The sequence below is a fragment of the Bacillus sp. MT94 genome (assembly GCF_058792475.1).
Map to the genome: position 1 here is coordinate 1,119,086 of NZ_JBXAEZ010000002.1, position 18,861 is coordinate 1,137,946.

General features: G+C 37.1%; 12 protein-coding genes and 3 tRNA genes. 5 read left to right on the top strand and 10 right to left on the bottom strand.

All coding sequences use genetic code 11. The features are described 5' to 3' along the window. Nucleotides 1-123: 123 nt before the first annotated feature. A complete protein-coding gene (locus AC1Q51_RS11590; RefSeq protein WP_492331513.1) occupies nt 124-846 on the top strand; it encodes a lipase family protein in 723 nt (240 codons plus the stop codon). Between the two features lie 76 nt (nt 847-922). After that, a complete protein-coding gene (locus AC1Q51_RS11595; protein ID WP_016079902.1) occupies nt 923-1,057 on the top strand; it encodes a hypothetical protein in 135 nt (44 codons plus the stop codon). 103 nt (nt 1,058-1,160) lie between these two features. Here AC1Q51_RS11595 and glgP read toward each other — a convergent pair whose 3' ends face one another. The 5 genes from glgP to glgB all read right to left on the bottom strand — a co-directional run bounded on the left by glgP (nt 1,161) and on the right by glgB (nt 9,200). After that, nucleotides 1,161-3,569 carry a glycogen phosphorylase gene (glgP, locus tag AC1Q51_RS11600; protein ID WP_492331514.1) on the bottom strand — a complete coding sequence of 803 codons (2,409 nt, stop codon included), beginning with the start codon at nt 3,567-3,569 and terminating at the stop codon, nt 1,161-1,163. 18 nt (nt 3,570-3,587) lie between these two features. Beyond that, nucleotides 3,588-5,018: a glycogen synthase GlgA gene (gene glgA, locus AC1Q51_RS11605; RefSeq protein WP_029948456.1), complete on the bottom strand. Its 1,431-nt coding sequence runs from the start codon at nt 5,016-5,018 to the stop codon at nt 3,588-3,590. A gap of 113 nt (nt 5,019-5,131) precedes the next feature. Further along, complete coding sequence (glgD, locus tag AC1Q51_RS11610) at nt 5,132-6,166, bottom strand: glucose-1-phosphate adenylyltransferase subunit GlgD (RefSeq protein ID WP_000504162.1); 1,035 nt, start codon at nt 6,164-6,166, stop codon at nt 5,132-5,134. Nucleotides 6,167-6,184: 18 nt separating this feature from the next. Then, on the bottom strand, nt 6,185-7,315 hold the full coding sequence (gene glgC / locus AC1Q51_RS11615) for a glucose-1-phosphate adenylyltransferase (RefSeq protein WP_000057604.1): 1,131 nt from the start codon (nt 7,313-7,315) through the stop codon (nt 6,185-6,187). After that, a complete protein-coding gene (glgB, locus tag AC1Q51_RS11620; RefSeq protein ID WP_075717046.1) occupies nt 7,263-9,200 on the bottom strand; it encodes a 1,4-alpha-glucan branching protein GlgB in 1,938 nt (645 codons plus the stop codon). Before glgB ends, glgC begins: the two co-directional genes overlap by 53 nt. A gap of 470 nt (nt 9,201-9,670) precedes the next feature. On the opposite strand from glgB, the gene AC1Q51_RS11625 reads away from it, so the two are divergent. Next, the gene (locus tag AC1Q51_RS11625; RefSeq protein WP_090976753.1) at nt 9,671-10,276 is read left to right on the top strand and encodes a CalY family protein; all 606 of its coding nucleotides are present in this window, start codon (nt 9,671-9,673) and stop codon (nt 10,274-10,276) included. 33 nt (nt 10,277-10,309) lie between these two features. Then, entirely contained in the window at nt 10,310-14,533 is a 4,224-nt protein-coding gene (locus tag AC1Q51_RS11630; RefSeq protein ID WP_492331515.1) for a S8 family serine peptidase, read from the top strand. Between the two features lie 322 nt (nt 14,534-14,855). Here the strand turns inward: AC1Q51_RS11630 and AC1Q51_RS11635 are convergent, their stop codons facing one another. Beyond that, nucleotides 14,856-15,800: an L-lactate dehydrogenase gene (locus AC1Q51_RS11635; protein WP_000715346.1), complete on the bottom strand. Its 945-nt coding sequence runs from the start codon at nt 15,798-15,800 to the stop codon at nt 14,856-14,858. A gap of 416 nt (nt 15,801-16,216) precedes the next feature. After that, on the bottom strand, nt 16,217-16,816 hold the full coding sequence (locus tag AC1Q51_RS11640) for a TetR/AcrR family transcriptional regulator (protein WP_075717044.1): 600 nt from the start codon (nt 16,814-16,816) through the stop codon (nt 16,217-16,219). Nucleotides 16,817-17,139: 323 nt separating this feature from the next. On the opposite strand from AC1Q51_RS11640, the gene AC1Q51_RS11645 reads away from it, so the two are divergent. Beyond that, nucleotides 17,140-18,363, top strand: a complete 1,224-nt coding sequence (locus tag AC1Q51_RS11645) for an MFS transporter (protein WP_075720466.1) — start codon at nt 17,140-17,142, stop codon at nt 18,361-18,363. Nucleotides 18,364-18,529: 166 nt separating this feature from the next. Here AC1Q51_RS11645 and AC1Q51_RS11650 read toward each other — a convergent pair. The 3 genes from AC1Q51_RS11650 to AC1Q51_RS11660 form a co-directional block, all read right to left on the bottom strand. Beyond that, nucleotides 18,530-18,601, bottom strand: a tRNA-Glu gene (locus tag AC1Q51_RS11650). Nucleotides 18,602-18,606: 5 nt separating this feature from the next. Next, nucleotides 18,607-18,697, bottom strand: a tRNA-Ser gene (locus tag AC1Q51_RS11655). A 7-nt stretch (nt 18,698-18,704) separates the two neighbouring features. Next, nucleotides 18,705-18,779: transfer RNA gene (locus AC1Q51_RS11660), tRNA-Asn, on the bottom strand. Between the last annotated feature and the right edge of the window lie 82 nt (nt 18,780-18,861).

The window sequence follows — 18,861 nt, forward strand, 5'->3', positions numbered from 1 at the left end:
ATATGTTTACAAAAATCATACTCCCTCACGTAACTGTAGGTTCAAGTCTTTTTTCCAAAAGCATGAATCAAGTTCCTCACCGCATATATTAAACTATACCTTTTCTTAAGGAGGGCTTCCTTAATGCGTACTCCTTTATCCTTTGATAAAGACACTGCCATACTGTTAGCTTCTTGTTGTGAGTTAACGTATGAACAATATAAACAAAATGGTATTTTCGAAATACCAGATGGTTTTCAATATGTACAAGGGTTTCAAGGAAAAGCCATTCAAACAACAGAATGGTTCGGGTTTATATTAGAATCTGAGGATACAATTATCGTTGCCTTCAGGGGCACTCAAACAGACCCTGATTGGATTATTGACTCTCTCGTCAATCAAAAACCTTATCCTTATGCTTTAAATAGCGGAAATGTCCATAACGGCTTTCTCTCTATTTATGAGTCTTGTCGTGATTCTATTATGGATATGCTCGTATCATTGCCAGCACATAAAAAACTGCTAGCTACTGGGCATAGTCTAGGTGCTGCGCTTGCCACATTACACATATTAGATGCACGTATAAATACTGCCTTCGCACAGTATGGACTTTATACATTCGCTTCTCCAAAAGTAGGAGATATCGCTTTTCGAAATTATTATAAACTACAAGTAGCTAGTAGCTTTCGTTTCGTCAACTTGTTCGATGTCGTTCCACTTCTCCCTCCCCGAAACATAAATTTTAATGATCATGATTGGGAGTATGCACACGTCCATCACAATATGACATTTACAAAAAATACAAAATCCATTACAAATAATCATTCCATTACAACATACAAAACATGTCTGACTTCTCATTTTTAACCAGTAAACAATTGGAAATAAAATATTCGTATACTATAATACTCTATGAAGTTATTTTTGGATGAGGGGACCTTACATGTTAAAATTTATCTTCACACTTTTTCTTATTGTAATTTTTACGGTCACAGGTTTCTTTACATTTTCATACTTTGCGACAGGAGAGTATGATGGGGCAGGTATCATATATACCACTGTTCCATTTCTTTCTTAAGCAAAATAAATAAAACGAGCTTAATTTTATTAAGCCCGTTTTATTTATTAATATCCATTTTTGTTGGTAAATCGATAATATATCTCCCAATATAGCATCCTCTTTAAAACTGTTTAACTACATTACCAATACCCCAAATTTCATTGCTGTACTGCAAAATCGTTCGATCACTCGCAAAATGACCAGACTGTGCAATATTTAAAATCGACATTTCTAGCCACTTCGTTCGGTTCTCATAAGCTCTACCGACAGCTTCTTGTTTTTCAGCATATGGGCCAAAATCTCGCAGAACGAAATATTCATCATTTTGAATAACGAGAGAATCATAAATCGCTTCAAATTCTGCTCCCGATTGTGCAAAGAAACCATTTGTTAATTGATCAACTACTTTTTTAATGTGCCTATTGTGGTGATAATAATCACTTGCACGATATCCACCATTTTGATAGTAATGAAGAACCTCTTCCGCTGTTAAGCCGAAAATGAAACAGTTATCATGACCGACCCGGTCTTTTATTTCAACGTTAGCTCCGTCTAGCGTTCCGAGTGTAATCGCACCATTCATCATAAATTTCATATTACCTGTTCCCGATGCTTCTTTACTCGCCGTTGAAATTTGTTCACTTACATCCGCTGCCGGGAATATATCTTCCGCTAAAGAAACTCGATAGTTTTCTAGAAAGATAACTTTCATATATTGACTGACATACGGGTCATTATTTACTTTTCTTGCGAGTTCATTTATTAATTTAATAATTTTTTTCGCGTAATAATATCCAGGTGATGCTTTCGCTCCAAAAATAAAAGTACGCGGATAAAATGTAAAACTAGCATCCTCTTTCAAACGGTTATACAAATATAAAATATGAAGAACATTTAATAATTGTCGTTTGTAAGCATGTAATCTTTTCACTTGCACATCAAAAATAGAATTTGGATCAATCGTAAGCCCCATTGTATTATGAATGCGCTCCGCTAAAATCTCTTTACGTTCTTGTTTTACTTCTGCAAATTTCTCTTGGAAACTCGCATCGTATTGAACTGTTTGCAACGATTGAAGCTTAATCGGTTCTTTCTTCCACTCTGTTCCAATCGCCTCTGAAATGAGATTTGTTAACTGTGGATTTGCTTTCATAAGCCAGCGCCTATGAGCAATTCCATTCGTCTTATTATTAAACTTATCTGGATAAAATTCATAAAACAATCGCATTTCCCGCTGCTTTAATATTTCCGTATGAATTTTTGCTACACCGTTTACGCTATGGCTACCGACAATTGCTAAATGAGCCATTTTCACAAGATCATGCGCAATAATTGCCATGTCTTCGATGCGATGCCATTCATAAGGATAACGTTCCCAAAGTTCATGACAGAAACGTTCATTAATCTCTTCAATAATCATATAAATTCTCGGTAATAACGGTTTAAAAATGTGAATTGGCCACTTTTCGAGCGCTTCTGATAACGTCGTATGATTCGTATAAGAAATCGTCTGCGTCGTTATGTGCCAAGCTTCTTCCCATGTTAACTTTTCTTCGTCTAGTAAAATACGCATCAGTTCTGGAATTGCTAAAACCGGATGTGTATCGTTAATGTGAATCGCAATTTTTTCATGTAATTGACGAAGGTCACCATATCTTTCTCTATGCATTCGAACGATATTTTGTAAACTTGCTGATACGAGGAAATACTGTTGTTTTAACCGAAGTATTTTCCCCTCATCATGCGTATCATCTGGATATAAAAACTCCGATACAGCCTCTGTTTCGCGCTTATATTTCAAAATATCTTTGCAGTTTTGCGGGAACGGAACTGGTTCAGCATTCCAAAGTCTAAGTGTGTTTACAGTACTCGTCTCATAGCCTACTACCGGCACATCATATGGCACTGCCATAATGACTTCTGCATTTGTATGCCTAAACTCTAAACGCCCGTCAATTTCTAGCGGTTCAACACTGCCGAAATAACTTACTTCCACAGCTTGATCATGCCTTCTTACTTCCCATACATTTTCATGAAGAAGCCACTGTTCTGGAAATTCAACTTGATAACCATCAACAATTTTCTGATCAAACAAACCATGTTTATAACGAATTCCACAGCCGTGTCCTGGCAAGTTTAAAGATGCAAGTGAATCGAGAAAACAGGCTGCTAAGCGTCCAAGCCCACCATTACCAAGGCCTGCATCTGCTTCCACTTCTTCTAACTCTTGCAACGAAATCCCTAGTTCAGATAACCCCTGCTCGCATACATCTCTAATACCTAAATTCAAGATGTTACTTCCAAGCAAACGTCCAAGCAAAAACTCAATAGACAAGTAATACATTTGCTTTTGCTCTCCGAATCGATAACTCTCATTCGTTGCAATCCATTGACTATTCATATACTCACGTACCATATGACCGAGTGTATTATATTGATCACGAGTTGTAGAATCTTTGAAACTTTTCCCATACATCGTCTCTAACTTTTCTAGAAAAGTTGATTTAAAACTTTCAACATGAGTAAACATTTTTTCACCACCTACATGTTATTCCATGAGACTTTTATACAATTCCTTATAAGCAAGAGCCGATTGCTCCCAGCTATAATCTTCAGTCATCGCTTGTTTTACAAGCTGCTCCCACACTGGTTTATCGTGATAAAATTCAATTGCACGGTGAACCGTATGCAGCATGTCATGTGCATTAAAGTTCGTGAAACTGAAACCATTTCCTTCGCCTGTTTCTTCATCATAAGAATGTACCGTATCGTTTAATCCACCTGTTTCTCTTACAATTGGAATCGTACCGTACGCTAATGCGATAAGTTGTCCAAGTCCACACGGTTCAAACAGCGATGGCATTAAAAACAAATCGCTTCCCGCATACACTTGGTGCGCTAATTCTTCATTAAATCCGATATAAACTTTTACCTTCTCCGGATACTCATATGCCATCCACTCAAAGAATTGCTCATATTCCGAATCACCTGAACCTAAAATAATACATTGTACATCTTCTTCCATTATTTCGCGGAATACAGTGCGTACTAAATCAAGACCTTTTTGCTTCGTTAATCTCGTTACCATTGAAATAATTGGTGTATCCTCTTTTTCTGGCAAACCAAAATAACGCTGCAAAGCGCGTTTATTTTCACTCTTTTCATATAATGACTCTGCATCATACTGAGCCTTAATATACGAATCCGTTTCTGGATTATATACGCTCGTATCAATACCATTTACAATGCCGCTAAGCTTATCATTATATTTTCGCAGTAATCCATCTAGCTTCTCACCGAAAAATTCATATTGAATTTCTTCTTTATACGTCGGGCTCACCGCTGTAATTTGATCCGAAGCGATAATACCGCCTTTCATAAAGTTTATGTTTCCATAAAACTCTAGCTGCTCACTATGAAAATATTCATCACCAAGCTCTAACAAGTCGTACATCACTTCAGGAGGAAATACTCCTTGGAACTGCAAGTTGTGAATCGTATATACCGTTTTAATACGCTCATATAACGGGTTATCTTGATACTTTTCACGAAGTAAGAAATTAACCATAGCCGTATGCCAATCGTGGCTATGAAGAACATCCACTTCAAAGTCAAGGTGCGGAATACACTCTAACACTGCTTTTGAGAAATAAGAAAAACGCTCCCCGTCATCATAATGACCATACAGAGAATCTCTCTTAAAATAATATTCATTATCTATTAAGTAATACGTAATTCCGTCTTGCTCACCTTTTAAAATTCCACAATATTGATTCCTCCACCCGAGCGGGACGTTAATTACTTTATGTAACGTACATCCATCTCTTAACTTTTGTGGAATGAGACTATAATTCGGAAGTATAATACGAACGTCCACTCCTAATTTTTTCAGCTCTTTTGGGAGCGCACCCGCTACATCAGCTAATCCTCCCGATTTCACAAACGGTACACATTCTGATACTGCAAATAAAATATTCACTTGTTGTCCCACTGCGCGAAAAGTTTTTATTACTCCTCTTGCAGCTTCCTCCCTTCGAGTTTTCATTTAAATTAAAACTTTAATCAGTGGGGGAAAAAGCCCCCACTGATTCTTTAGGAATAACTATTAATCGTACTGTTTTGTACGCTTCCTTTTTCTACAACATACGGCTCATCGATGTTTCCTTTTAATACGACACCGTCGCCAATTTTCACGTCTTTATCAATAATAACACCGTCTATTATACAGTTATCTCCAATTTGGCTCTTTTGCATAATAATACTGTTACGAATAATTGATCCTTTTCCAATTTTAACTGAACGGGAAATAACACTGTTTTCTACCTCCCCCTCAATAATACTGCCATTTGCAATCATTGTATTTTTCACGACTGCACCCTTTAGATAACGAGTTGGTGGCTCATCTTTTACTTTCGTAAAGATCGGCGCTTCTTTCTTAAATAATTGCTTCCAAATAGCAGGTTGCAAAATTTCTAGGCTATGCTTATAGTAACTTTCGATCGAGTCAATAATTGCTACATATCCAGTATGCTCATATGTAGCAATATGTAATGATTTCCCGCGTTTTTCTCTCACTACATCAAATAAACTGTATTGCTCCACATCTTTATATGACTCAAATAAGTCTAACAATAATTGTTTCTTTAACACGTATGTTTGAAGCGAAACCCCTTCATGGCAAACTTCTGTAATATCAGCTGCCGTATGTATATGTCGCTCTAACACCGCTTGAAAATTTAATGCTGTTACGAGATGGCTATTCGTAATAACAACGTACTCTTCTCTGCTTCTTAGAAAATAATCAATATGTCTTCTAAAGTGTGCAAAAGACCCAAATTCATCTTGGTCACATTGGCAGTTTGGCGGGAATAAAAATAGTCCGTCTCGTTTTCTATCTAAATCCCACTGTTTTCCTGAACCAACATGGTCCATTAACGAACGATTTTTATGGCTTGTAAAAACTGCTACACTATGAATACTAGAATTCACCATATTTGAAAGCATGAAATCAATGAGTCGATAACGGCCCCCAAACGGTAACGCCGCTAGTGAACGATGCCCTGTTACTTTCTTTAAGGAAGGAAAACTTCCCGTTGCATTAATAATTCCTAACATTTTTTCTCCCATTCATTTCATCCCCCTTTTCTATTTCCCTTCAGCAATTAATACTACATCGTCAACATTCTTTTCTGGACGAATGATTGTTCCATCTTCAATAACCATTTCTGATCCAACAATCGCTCTTTCAATCACAACATTTTTACCAATCTTAGCCCCTGGCATAACGACAGAATCAATCACCATACTTCCTTCTTCCACCGTCACTCCTTGGAATAACACAGAATGCTTCACGTCCCCTTCAATGACGCACCCTTCGTTAATAAGCGATTCTTCTACTTTCGCCTTTTCAGCAATATATTGAGGCGGTTCGTTTGGATTGACAGAGTAAATACGCCAATTACGATCGTTTAAATTCAGTGATGTTTCATCGCGAAGCAAATCCATATTCGCTTCCCATAAGCTCTTCACCGTTCCAACATCTTTCCAATATCCTTCAAACGGATACGCCATTAACTTCTTCCCTTCATCCAATAAAAGCGGAAGTACATCTTTTCCAAAATCGTTACTAGATTCAGGGTTTCTCGCATCCATCTCTAAATACTCTTTCAAAATTGACCAATTAAAAATATAGATTCCCATTGATGCAAGATTACTTCTTGGAAATTGTGGTTTCTCTTCAAACTCAACAATCTCCATTTCTTCATTTGTATTCATAATGCCAAAGCGACTCGCTTCATCCCAAGGTACTTCAATAACAGAAATGGATACGTCCGATTCTTTCTCAATATGGTAATCTAGCATCTTACTGTAATCCATTTTATAAATATGGTCACCTGATAAAATAAGAACATACTCCGGTTCATACTGACTTAAATAGTTTAAATTTTGATAAATGGCACTTGCCGTACCTGTATACCACTTAACCCCTGAAGACTCCGCATAAGGAGGTAATACTGTGACCCCACCGTTTACTCGGTCTAAATCCCACGCATTTCCGATTCCGATATAATTATGAAGTTCAAGTGGTTGATATTGTGTTAAAATCCCAACCGTTTCAATACCAGAATTCGCACAGTTACTTAGCGTAAAATCAATAATGCGATATTTACCACCAAATGGAACAGCTGGCTTGGCTAAATTTTTTGTTAATGCACTTAAACGACTACCTTTTCCCCCTGCTAGTAACATTGCTACGCACTTTTGTTTTTGAGCCATCTTGTTTTTTGCTCCCCTTTCTCGTCTTCACTGGTCGTAATATGGATACGCCGAATGGTGGAATTGTAATCTCTACATGTGCCGCTTGATTATGGTACGGTTCTAGAATTGTCTTAAGACGTTTCTTATTCACTTGCCCCGAACCGCCATATTGCTGTGCATCACTGTTTAAAATCTCGTTATAATACTCGAAATCTGGTACACCTACTTTATAGTTTTCATATGTAGCTTTCGTAAAATTACATACGACAACTAACGCATCTTCTTGTTTATCCCCTTGGCGGATAAAAGAGAAAATACTTTGCTCATTATTATTAGCATCAATCCACTGAAAACCTTCAGGTGAATGGTCAAGCTGCCAAAGTGGTTTTGAGCGCTTATACAATGCTATGAGCTCATTAAAGTAATCATGCATATAACGATGCATTTCAAAATCATGTAAATTCCAATCTAAATCTTCAAGGTCTTTCCACTCATCAAACTGTCCGAATTCTCCTCCCATGAAAAGTAACTTCTTTCCTGGGTGAGTAAAGAAATATCCATATAATAAACGAAGTTGAGCAAACTTATCCCAGTAATCACCTGGCATTTTATTTAATAACGACTTTTTCCCATGAACGACTTCATCATGAGAAAGCGGTAATATGAAGTTTTCAGAGTACGCATATAGTAAAGAAAACGTCATTTTCTCATGAATGTGTTTCCTATATTCAGGCGCACACTCCATATATTTCAGCACGTCATTCATCCAGCCCATGTTCCATTTGTAATTGAATCCAAGCCCACCTTCATACGTTGGAGTTGTTACAAGTGGCCAAGCTGTTGAATCTTCTGCCGTCATAAGAAAATCTTCATCCTCTGCAAACACTGCTTCATTTAACTCTCTTAAAAATGAAACAGCATGCTCATTACTTTGCTCTTGTCCTTCTTTATTCCAGTACAACATATTCGCAACTGCATCTACTCTGAAACCATCAATATGGAAATATCTCATCCAAAATAACGCATTTGAAATTAAGAAATTACGTACCTCTCTCTTCCCTAAATCAAAATTGACAGTTCCCCATACTGGATTTTCTTGTACATCTTTATCTTTATATTCATAGGTCGGTGTGCCATCAAACAAATATAAACCGTGAGCATCTTTACAAAAATGCCCCGGCACCCAATCTAAAATGACACCGATTCCATATTTATGACATTCGTCGACAAAATGCATTAAATCATGCGGCGTACCAAATCTACTCGTCGCTGCATAATATCCCGTTCCTTGGTATCCCCAAGAACGATCATATGGATGCTCAACAAGCGGCATAATTTCAATATGTGTAAATTGATGTTCCACCACATACGGGATGAGCTCTTCAACCATTTCCCTGTAAGAGTACAGCGTTCCATCTTCTTTCTTTTTCCAAGAACCAAAATGTAATTCATAAACTGTCATCGCTTCTTTATAAATCGATTTTTTCTTTTTCTTACGATTCCAGTTTTTATCATTCCATTCATATCCTTTTATATCAAAAACTACAGATGCCGTATTCGGTCTTACTTCTGCATATACAGCATACGGATCTGCCTTTAAAATGACGTCACCAGCCAACGTTTCAATCGCATATTTATATATTTCTCCTTCTTCAATATGCGGTATAAATAAGGACCAAATGCCTTCTTCTGTCACTTGTAGCATCTTATGTTGCTCATAATCCCACTCATTAAAATCCCCAACAACACTCATTGCTTTCGCATGAGGAGCCCACACTGTAAATCGTACCCCTTGAATCTCATCTTCCGTCACAACATGTGCGCCAAAGATGTTATAACTTTCATAGTACTTTTCTGTATGAAACTCATCTCGTTTCACTTCTTCACAATTTATTACACTCAATATGCTCACCTCACTTAGATGACAGAATTTTTTATACTTTAACTATTTCTGCGAAAAACTGCAATATCCTTGTTAATTTATAAAAAACATTCGTTTTTTTCTTAAAAATGTTAGTTTTTATTCACATTTCCGTGTAAAATATCGAATTTTGACGAATATTCATTGTAAACGCTTCATTCTACTTCTATATTTCCTCCTATTATTTTTTTCTCAACCTTTATTTTATTAGGTTTATTCTATCTTTCACGCTATTTTCCACTTAAAATAACCATAAAATAATCTGTCATAAAAAAATGTTTCTCAACATTTTTCGTCATATTTTTATTGAAACGCGAAATTCATAAGCATATACTTGTTCTCAATAAAGAACCGTTATCTTTCGTAACTATAATTCATAGCGGACTACTATGTTTACTTATTTATCCTTGTTGCGAACGATTTCTATAAAAATTTAACTAGGGGGCTTTCTTATGTCATTAAAACAAAAAGTAGGAATGGGAGTTGTCACCGCTTCACTTGGTTTATCCCTTACATTCGGAGGTGTATTCGCCTATTTCAGTGATTCAGAAACATCGAGTAACTCATTTCAAGCTGGAACACTAGATCTTTCTATTAATCCAAGTGTAATCGTTAATGTGAAAGATTTAAAACCAGGTGATTTTATTGAAAGGAACTTCAAGCTTGAAAATAAAGGTACATTGGATATTGCAAAAGTAGCACTTGAAACATCATATGAAGTTACAGATGCAAAGCAAAATAATGACGGTGAAGATTTAGGTGATCACATTATCGTCAAGTTTCTAGTGAATGATGGACAGCCATCTAATTCAAACGATGATCATGAGATTTTGTGGGAAACAAAACTATCAAAATTAAAAACTATGAAACCTGAAGATGTCGCTACGTCTCTAGAACGTCATAACTTAATAGATGGTATTAAATCTGGTGAAACAGATTACTTACATGTCCTCTTCTCATTTGAAGATAACGACCAAGATCAAAATAAATTTCAAGGTGATTCCCTGCAGCTAAACTGGACATTCCATGCTGAGCAAACAGCAGGTGTGGAGAAATAATTTTTAAAAATATATATTACCGGAGGCCTATAAATGAAAAAGAAAAACCGTTTTGTTACTGGAATTGTAACGGCTGGCGTTCTGTTTTCAACTGCCATTCCGTTCAATGTACTTGCTGAAAGTCCTATTAACCAAATTGAATCTTCAAATGCTCATTCTATATTATCGAAGCTTTCTAAAGAACAAAGCCTGGCATTACAAACGGTAGATGCCAACCCTGGTTTTACAATTTCACCAGATATTAATACGAGTAGTTCTGAGCCTGTAAATATCATTGTAGAATTTCAAACTGCTCCAGTAAAGATTAATGAATTAAAACAAAAAGAAAAAGGATTACAATCTGCTCCTGAAAATATAAAAGTACGTATTGATCAAGAACATGAAGAATTCGAAAAAGGACTAAAACGTCTTTATCAATTCAGCCCATCAGTAAAATCAGGAAACTTCCAATCTGTACAAATTAAACGTTCTTATAAGCATGCGCTAAATGGTGTTGCAATGACATTACCAGCAAATACAGTTGAAGAGTTGTTACGAATTGGTGTTGTAAAACGCATTTGGAAAGATTACGAAGTGAAATTAAATTTACCAAAACAAGCTGAGCAAAAAGCACCTCAAAAACTAACAGATAGCATCCCGCAAATTGGAGTAGATAAGTTACATAGTGAGGGCATTACTGGAAAAGGAATTAAAGTTGGCGTATTAGATACAGGTATTGATTACAATCATCCTGACTTAAAAGACGTATATAAAGGCTATCGCGCAAAACCTGGCGAGGACTCTAGCAAAGTAGATCCAAATTCAGTAAAGGGTTGGGACTTTATTAATAATGATGCAGATCCAATGGAAACTACTTATTCAGAATGGCAACAATCTGGTGCTCCTGAATTTGATAACCGTGGTTCTGCCTTCTACACAGCCCACGGCACTCACGTAGCAGGTATCGTTTCTGCTCAAAAGAAGAACCAATCTGATTCAGCAGTAAAAGGTGTTGCACCTGACATTGAACTGTATAACTATCGTGTACTCGGTCCATACGGAAGTGGAGATAGTTCAGGTATTATCGCTGCAATTGATAAATCTATTTCTGACGGTATGAACGTTATTAACTTATCGTTAGGTGATGATAGCAACAATCCTCTTGATCCAACATCTATCGCTGTTAATAACGCGATGCTTTCAGGCGTTGTTACAGTCGTTGCTGCTGGTAACTCTGGACCGAATCCATCAACACTCGGATCACCAGGTGCTTCGCCATTTGCTATTACGGTTGGAGCCAGTGATAGCTCTATTTCCTTACCGAAACTATCAGGTCATGCTGGACAATTACAATTCCCTAACCTAATTTTGTTCGGCAAAAACTTCACTGATAAAATAGAAGATTTTAAGGGACAAACTTTACCTATTGAATCTGTAGGAATCGGTACGCCTGACGAGTTTAGTAAAAAAGATGTGAAAGGAAAAATCGCTCTCGTTGCACGTGGTACAACCTCATTTGATGAAAAAATTGCTAACGCAAAACAAGCAGGTGCAAAAGCCGTTATTATTTATAACAACGTGGATGGAGAAATTCCTTTCTACGTTGGTGAAAGCACAAAATACATTCCAGCATTCCGCCTAACGAAAGAAGACGGTGAAAAACTAAAAGCTCAAATTGAACAAGGTAGCACATCCTTAACTTTCGATGAAATTAATTACATTCAAACAGAAGGCGATCATCTTGCAGACTTTAGCTCACGCGGTCCTGTTACAGCAAATGATGATATTAAGCCTGATATTACAGCGCCTGGTGTCGCTGTCTTTTCAACAGTTCCTGAATATATTAACGACCCGCAAGAGGGTGAAAACTACGCTGTTTCCTATGAGCGTATGCAAGGAACATCTATGGCTTCCCCTCATATTGCTGGCGTTGCTGCTCTAATTTTACAAGAACACCCAGACTACTCTCCGTTCGATGTAAAAGCGTCTCTTATGAACACAGCTGATGATTTAAAAGAAAAATATTCGGTGTATGAAGTTGGAGCTGGGCGAGTAGATGCTTACAACGCCGTTCGTACAGAAACAAGCTTTAAAGTATTAGATACGACACAAACTGTTGTAAATGATGAAGTAATTGAAGTGCCCGAAGAAACTGGATCTATTGCATTCGGTAAGTTTTATCAAAAAGACGGTGAAGCTCTTGAACAAAAACGAAATATAAAAGTAACTAATCATAATAAACAAGAGAAAAAAGAATTTAAAACAGAAATTTCTTATACACCGGCTTCTTCTACTATTAACGATGCTGTCGCAAACGGTGTAAAAATCTCAGCTCCAGAAACAATTACTCTTGATGCTGGCAAAGCAGATGAAATTGAAGCAAAAATTAATGTTCCAGCCGGTGTAAAACAAGGCCGATATGAAGGATATATTCATATTACGAACACGAAAAATAAAGAAGAAACATATCAAATCCCATTCTCTATTCGTGTATCAGAGCCTGGTATTGAAAATGCAATACTATCAAGAAAAGCGATTTCAACTGATACATCTAAATTTAATCCATACGGTGAATCGTATGTTCACGGGGCATTCCAATTAAACAGCGAACTTGAAACGTTAGATCTTATCGTAAAAGATTCCAAAACAAATAAAGCTCTTGGCTTCATTGGAACATTAAACACAAGTGGACTAAAAACTGATGTGTATTACTACTTAGACTCATTCTTTAATGGAAAAGTGTATCCTTTTACAAATGATCCTGCAAAACCAATTGGTGATGAGAAAATCAACTTACCAGAAGGAGACTACACAATTGAGTTTGTCGGTTATGATAAGGCTGGGAAAGCACGTGTAAAAGGTGATTATGTTGTAATTGATAATACACCACCAGAAGTGAAACTAACTGGATTAAAACCTGGTATTTACGAGTTAAATGAAGAAAATTATACAGTAGAAGATGGCAAAAAAGCACTATGGATTAAAGGAAATGTATACGATTCAAACGTTGACTACTTAAAAGGAAAAGGATTAAACATTACGCAAGAAGCGAATGGCATTATGTACTATGACTATTCTCCATACTTGCATAAGTTTTTACCGATTAATGCAAATGGCGACTTTAAAGTTGGCATTACACCTGACTCCTTCAGAACGGAAGGTCCAATGAACACAGGCGTATATATTTTCGATTATGCAACTACAGGAGCTGACTATCCAAGCGGTGTAAATAACTACTGGTTTATCCCGCAAGGTGCTCAATATGCGAAAGCTAGTTACGATAAAAAAGAATTATATAAAAATGACGAGTTCACAGTAACACTAAATGCAAAACACGTAAAACAATTTGTTGCTGGGCAATTTAATGTAAACTTCCTAGAGAAGAACTTCAAATTTGCAAATGCGAAATTTAATCCTGCTTTTGAAAAGCTACTTTCCGAAAAAGGAGTAACCGCAAAAGTAAATGAACCGAAACTAGAGGCAGGTTCGGTTACAGTTGGTGGCGCTATCGATGACAAAAACTTTGCTGGATTAGATGGTGATTTCCCGTTCATTGATGTAACTTTCAAAGTAGAAAATGATGAATTTTATGAAGCAAACGCTCAATTAGAGTCACCAATTTTTGTTTACTGGAAACAAGGTGAATCAGAACCAAATAGAATGCGTGTACTTCAAGATCAAACATTCTCAGTTATGTCCTTAAATTCACTAGTAGAAGGAAATATTAAACCTGGTGCATTCTTAAATGAACGTGGATATTTAGATGAAAAGTTTGATTATGCAAAGCTTGGCGTAAAAGTATACGCAACTGATTCTTACCGTCATAAGTTTGAAGGTTCACTAGATAAATATGGGTACTTCAAACTAAATGGACTTCCAGTTAATAAACGCGACTATAACCTATATGTAGAAGTGCCAGGACATTTAACAAGCCGCCTAACAACGAAACTTGGTACTGAAAAAGACGGTAAGCTGCTTGGCCAATATTATTATGCAAGACCTGACGAAAACCTTGCCGGCGATGTAAATGCTGATAAAGTAATCGATATTAAAGATGCTGAAATTATCGCTAGCAACTATGGTAAAAAAGGACTAACTGTAAAAGACGGAGACCTTAATAAAGATGGGATTGTCGACGAAAAAGATATTCGCTTCGTTGAAAAGAACTTCTTGAAAAAAGGGCCAGATGCATCTAAATCACAAACACCTGTAGAAAAATCAAAAAGCGGTACACTGACAGATATTTTAAAGAAATTGGGATTAACGCCTAAAAAATGATAAAGTGAAACTTTAATCAGTGGGGGGTGTTCATCCCCCACTGATTATCAGCCCTCACCAATCGGGCTTTTACGGGCAGTTGATCACCAAACTAACTTCTTTGCTTTCGCTGCATTTTGAGGTGGGGATCTTACTGCCCGTTAATGCGGGATAATAAAGAGCACTCTACGTAAAGTAGAGTGCTCTTTTCTATAAACGACCCTTATCCAGCAAAAGGGGTATATTGGGGATATACAAGGGAAACCGGAAAAGGAATTTATATTAAATTATATAAGTTCAGAGGTAAGAAGCAGTTTCCCACCTCTGAATTATTTAGCAATTATTATAGTACTGGTGCCATTGTTTCTTTTAATACTTTTACAGAATGAGCGAATTTCGCTTTTTCATCTTCATTTAGCTCAAGTTCTACGATTTCACGTACACCTTCGCGGTTAATTACAGCTGGAACACCTACATAAGCATCTTTCTCTCCGTATTGACCTTCAAGGTATGCAGATACAGTTAATACGCTGTTCTCGTTGTTTAAGATTGCTTTAGTTACACGAAGTAGTGACATACCGATTCCGTAGTAAGTTGCACCTTTACGCTCGATAATATGGTAAGCTGCATCACGTACGTTTTCGAAGATTTTATCTAAGTCTTCTTGATTGTACTGTTCGTTGTTAGCTAAGATTGTTTCTAGTTTTTGTACACCGATAGTAGCGTGGCTCCATACTGGAAGTTCAGTGTCACCGTGTTCACCAACGATATAAGCATGAACGTTACGTGGATCTACATCTAAGTAGTCACCTAACATGTAACGGAAACGAGCAGAGTCTAAAGTAGTACCAGAACCGATTACGCGCTCTTTTGGTAAACCAGATTCTTTCCAAGTTACGTAAGTTAAAATGTCAACTGGGTTAGTTGCGATTAAGAAGATTCCATCGAATCCACTATCCATAATACCGCGAACGATTTGTTTAAAGATCTTTGTATTTTTCTCAACTAAGTCTAAACGAGTTTCACCTGGCTTTTGTGGTAATCCAGCAGTGATAACTACTAAATCTGCATCTTTACAATCTGCATAGCTACCGCTCCAAACTTTTGTTGGTGATGGAGAGAATGGTACCGCATGGCTTAAGTCCATTGCTTCCCCTTCTGCTTTTGCTTCATTAACATCTACTAATACGAACTCTTCAGCTACACCTTGGTTGATCATTGAGTAAGCGTAACTACAACCTACAGCTCCTGTTCCTACTAATACTACACGATTGATACCTTTTTTCATGGTAATTTCCCCTCTCTATTGTTCACATCTATTTTTTATGATTGTTTAAGTAATTAATTAAAATACTAATTTAATGTTGTTTAACTTCTTTACACTCATATTGTAGCACGTATTATTGTGAATTACTTCACAAATTATGACCTATTTGTGAACTTTTTCACATAGAGTGTAAAGTTATTAGAATAGGTGTGGAATCCATTTCAATGGAGGCGTTTTCTTTAGATTGTGAACAAAAAGAATGTGATTCGATTATTCCCTATAACTAAATTCAATTTCTATAATCAAACTAACACATTATCCCCTTATAAGCTGGACGTCAGTTGGCCTATATAGACTACGGTGAAATAAATGAATTAGCCTATACTTTATCACCTCCCTTTTAACCATTACTGTATATTAAAAAATATCCGTTAAAATTAAGCGTTCTTTTCTAGTAATAAACCATCCAATATAAGTGATAGGCCATGCAAAGCTTTAGACAACTGCATCTCTGCATCTTCAGAATTCGCAATCCAACAAGCAAGGTCCACTAGTCCGCCATTTATGAATCTTGCTAAGGCTTCACAGTCCGTTTTTTCAATAATAGAGTCCTTCATTAATTGTTGAAGTATCTCCGCCATCGTCGTTAAACATTGCGACTGTGATGATTGATAATAACTATTTCCTAATACTGCTGGTGCATCTCGAAGTACGATTCGCTGAATTTCTGGATTAAGTGCCATTGTTAAATACGCACGACAACGCCCAACAAATCCTTCCCATTTTCCTTCCGCCTCATTTGATACTTCCCCTAATTTATTATCCATTTCCATGTCAATTTCTTTTACAACTGCTTCTAACAACCCTTTTTTATCACCAAAATGATGATAAATTGCACCACGTGTTAAACCGACAGATGCTGTAAAATCATCCATAGACGTGTTTACATATCCAACTGTACCAAAAGCCTCTCTTGCTGCACTCAGCAATTTAGCACGTGTTTCAGTAATCATTTCTGCTCTCGTTTTTTTAACCATCTTTTCCTCCTATTTCTATTCATTCTCTTTATTCAAAATAAATCGCATTATAGTATCGTTCTCTATGTAAAAGAATAACTCCTTTGAACGTCAGCTCTCTATCCAGAGATAAAACATTTCAATTGACATACGCACCGTATGTTAATATGATATTGGCATACGGTGCGTATGTCAATTATTTCTAGCTTACAAGATAATATAACTTCTTACCCATCCCCTACATTGACTCACTGTCCCTTTTTATAGAAGGTATTAATGAAACAGAGGAGGAGTTAAAAGAATGAAGAATGTATATGTAAACGTCAAATACTTTGGTGATTATTATGTTTAATTCCTACCGTGAAATTTTCAGTGCTCCTGGTACAAAAGGATTCTCATTAGCAGGATTTATAGCTCGGATGCCCATATCAATGATGGGCATTGGTATTGTTACAATGTTATCTCAGTTACGTGGTGACTATTGGCTTGCTGGAGCTGTTGCAGCCACCTTTACATTATCATCAGCTTTACTAGCTCCTCATATTTCTCGGATGGCCGATCAATTAGGGCAATCTCGCATACTTCTTCCGACTACAGGTATCAGTGTTTTCTTTACGATCCTCTTACTTCTATGCACGAAATATGAAGCTCCTTATTGGACGCTATTTCTATCCGCCTTATGTGCAGGTTGTATGCCCAACATGTCAGCCATGGTGCGTGCACGTTGGACTAAACTATACCGTGGATCCCATAAATTGCATACAGCATTTTCCTTCGAGTCGGTTGTCGACGAAATTTGCTTCATAATTGGGCCTGTATTATCTGTCAGTTTAAGTGTTATGTTCTTCCCAGAAGCAGGCCCACTTTTATCATCTGTTTTTCTTACAATTGGGGTATGCCTATTCACCATGCAAAAAAGCACAGAACCGCCTGTACACCCTCACGACATTACAAACAAAGGAACAGTGTTTAAAATTGGTTCTTTACGAGTACTAGTATTCACACTCATCGCCATAGGGACTATATTTGGCACAATAGATGTCGTTAGTGTAGCTTTTGCTGAACATCAAGAAAACACGGTAGCTGCTAGCTTTGTGCTTTCTGTCTATGCAATCGGTTCATGCCTTGCAGGTCTAATTTTCGGTACTCTTAAACTCAATACTCCACCCTATAATCAGTTTTTAATAGCAGTCACACTGTCCATGATAACAATGCTGCCACTAGTTTTCGTAAACACTATTCCTTGGCTAGTAGTTATTGTTTTCTTTGCAGGGTTATCTGTCGCTCCTACAATGATTATTACTATGGGACTTGTGGAAAAAATCGTACCTGAATCAAAAATAACTGAAGGAATGACTTGGGCAATTACAGGACTTGGTATTGGAGTCTCCCTAGGATCGGCGATAGCTGGTTTAGTTATTGATAACTTTGGAGCTCGGGCAGGATTTAGTGTGGCTATTATAGCAGGAGGCCTTGCCTTAACTATTGCACTTTTAGGATACAAAACTCTTCACTCCGCATATAGTCATGCTGTTATGAAACCGGATGGCCGCTCAGCAGAGAGTTAAAACATATTCAAAAAATAGGATTACCTCTTTTCTTATGTATAAGAAGAGGTAATCCTATTTAAATTAATATAACTTTTTTAAATTGATTATTTATAATCTGTTATAGCTTCTTTTATATTTATACACAACAAAAAAGAGATAGCAGATTATGCTATCTCTTTTAGTATGACCCGTACGGGATTCGAACCCGTGTTACCGCCGTGAAAGGGCGGTGTCTTAACCACTTGACCAACGGGCCAGTTCTGGCAGAGAAGAAGGGATTCGAACCCTCGCACCGCGTTCGCGATCTACTCCCTTAGCAGGGGAGCCCCTTGAGCCACTTGGGTACTTCTCTATAAATATGGCTCCGCAGGTAGGACTCGAACCTACGACCGATCGGTTAACAGCCGATAGCTCTACCACTGAGCTACTGCGGAACAATTATGGTGGGCCTAAATGGACTCGAACCATCGACCTCACGCTTATCAGGCGTGCGCTCTAACCAGCTGAGCTATAGGC

What these genes read in the sequence shown, in the direction of transcription:
- AC1Q51_RS11645 (WP_075720466.1), top strand. Translation starts at nt 17,140, where the DNA reads ATGTTTAATTCCTACCGTGAAATTTTCAGTGCTCCTGGTACAAAAGGA.
- glgC (WP_000057604.1), bottom strand. Translation starts at nt 7,315, where the DNA reads ATGGCTCAAAAACAAAAGTGCGTAGCAATGTTACTAGCAGGGGGAAAA.
- AC1Q51_RS11625 (WP_090976753.1), top strand. Translation starts at nt 9,671, where the DNA reads ATGTCATTAAAACAAAAAGTAGGAATGGGAGTTGTCACCGCTTCACTT.
- glgP (WP_492331514.1), bottom strand. Translation starts at nt 3,569, where the DNA reads ATGTTTACTCATGTTGAAAGTTTTAAATCAACTTTTCTAGAAAAGTTA.
- AC1Q51_RS11595 (WP_016079902.1), top strand. Translation starts at nt 923, where the DNA reads ATGTTAAAATTTATCTTCACACTTTTTCTTATTGTAATTTTTACGGTC.
- AC1Q51_RS11590 (WP_492331513.1), top strand. Translation starts at nt 124, where the DNA reads ATGCGTACTCCTTTATCCTTTGATAAAGACACTGCCATACTGTTAGCT.
- AC1Q51_RS11640 (WP_075717044.1), bottom strand. Translation starts at nt 16,816, where the DNA reads ATGGTTAAAAAAACGAGAGCAGAAATGATTACTGAAACACGTGCTAAA.
- glgD (WP_000504162.1), bottom strand. Translation starts at nt 6,166, where the DNA reads ATGGGAGAAAAAATGTTAGGAATTATTAATGCAACGGGAAGTTTTCCT.
- AC1Q51_RS11630 (WP_492331515.1), top strand. Translation starts at nt 10,310, where the DNA reads ATGAAAAAGAAAAACCGTTTTGTTACTGGAATTGTAACGGCTGGCGTT.
- AC1Q51_RS11635 (WP_000715346.1), bottom strand. Translation starts at nt 15,800, where the DNA reads ATGAAAAAAGGTATCAATCGTGTAGTATTAGTAGGAACAGGAGCTGTA.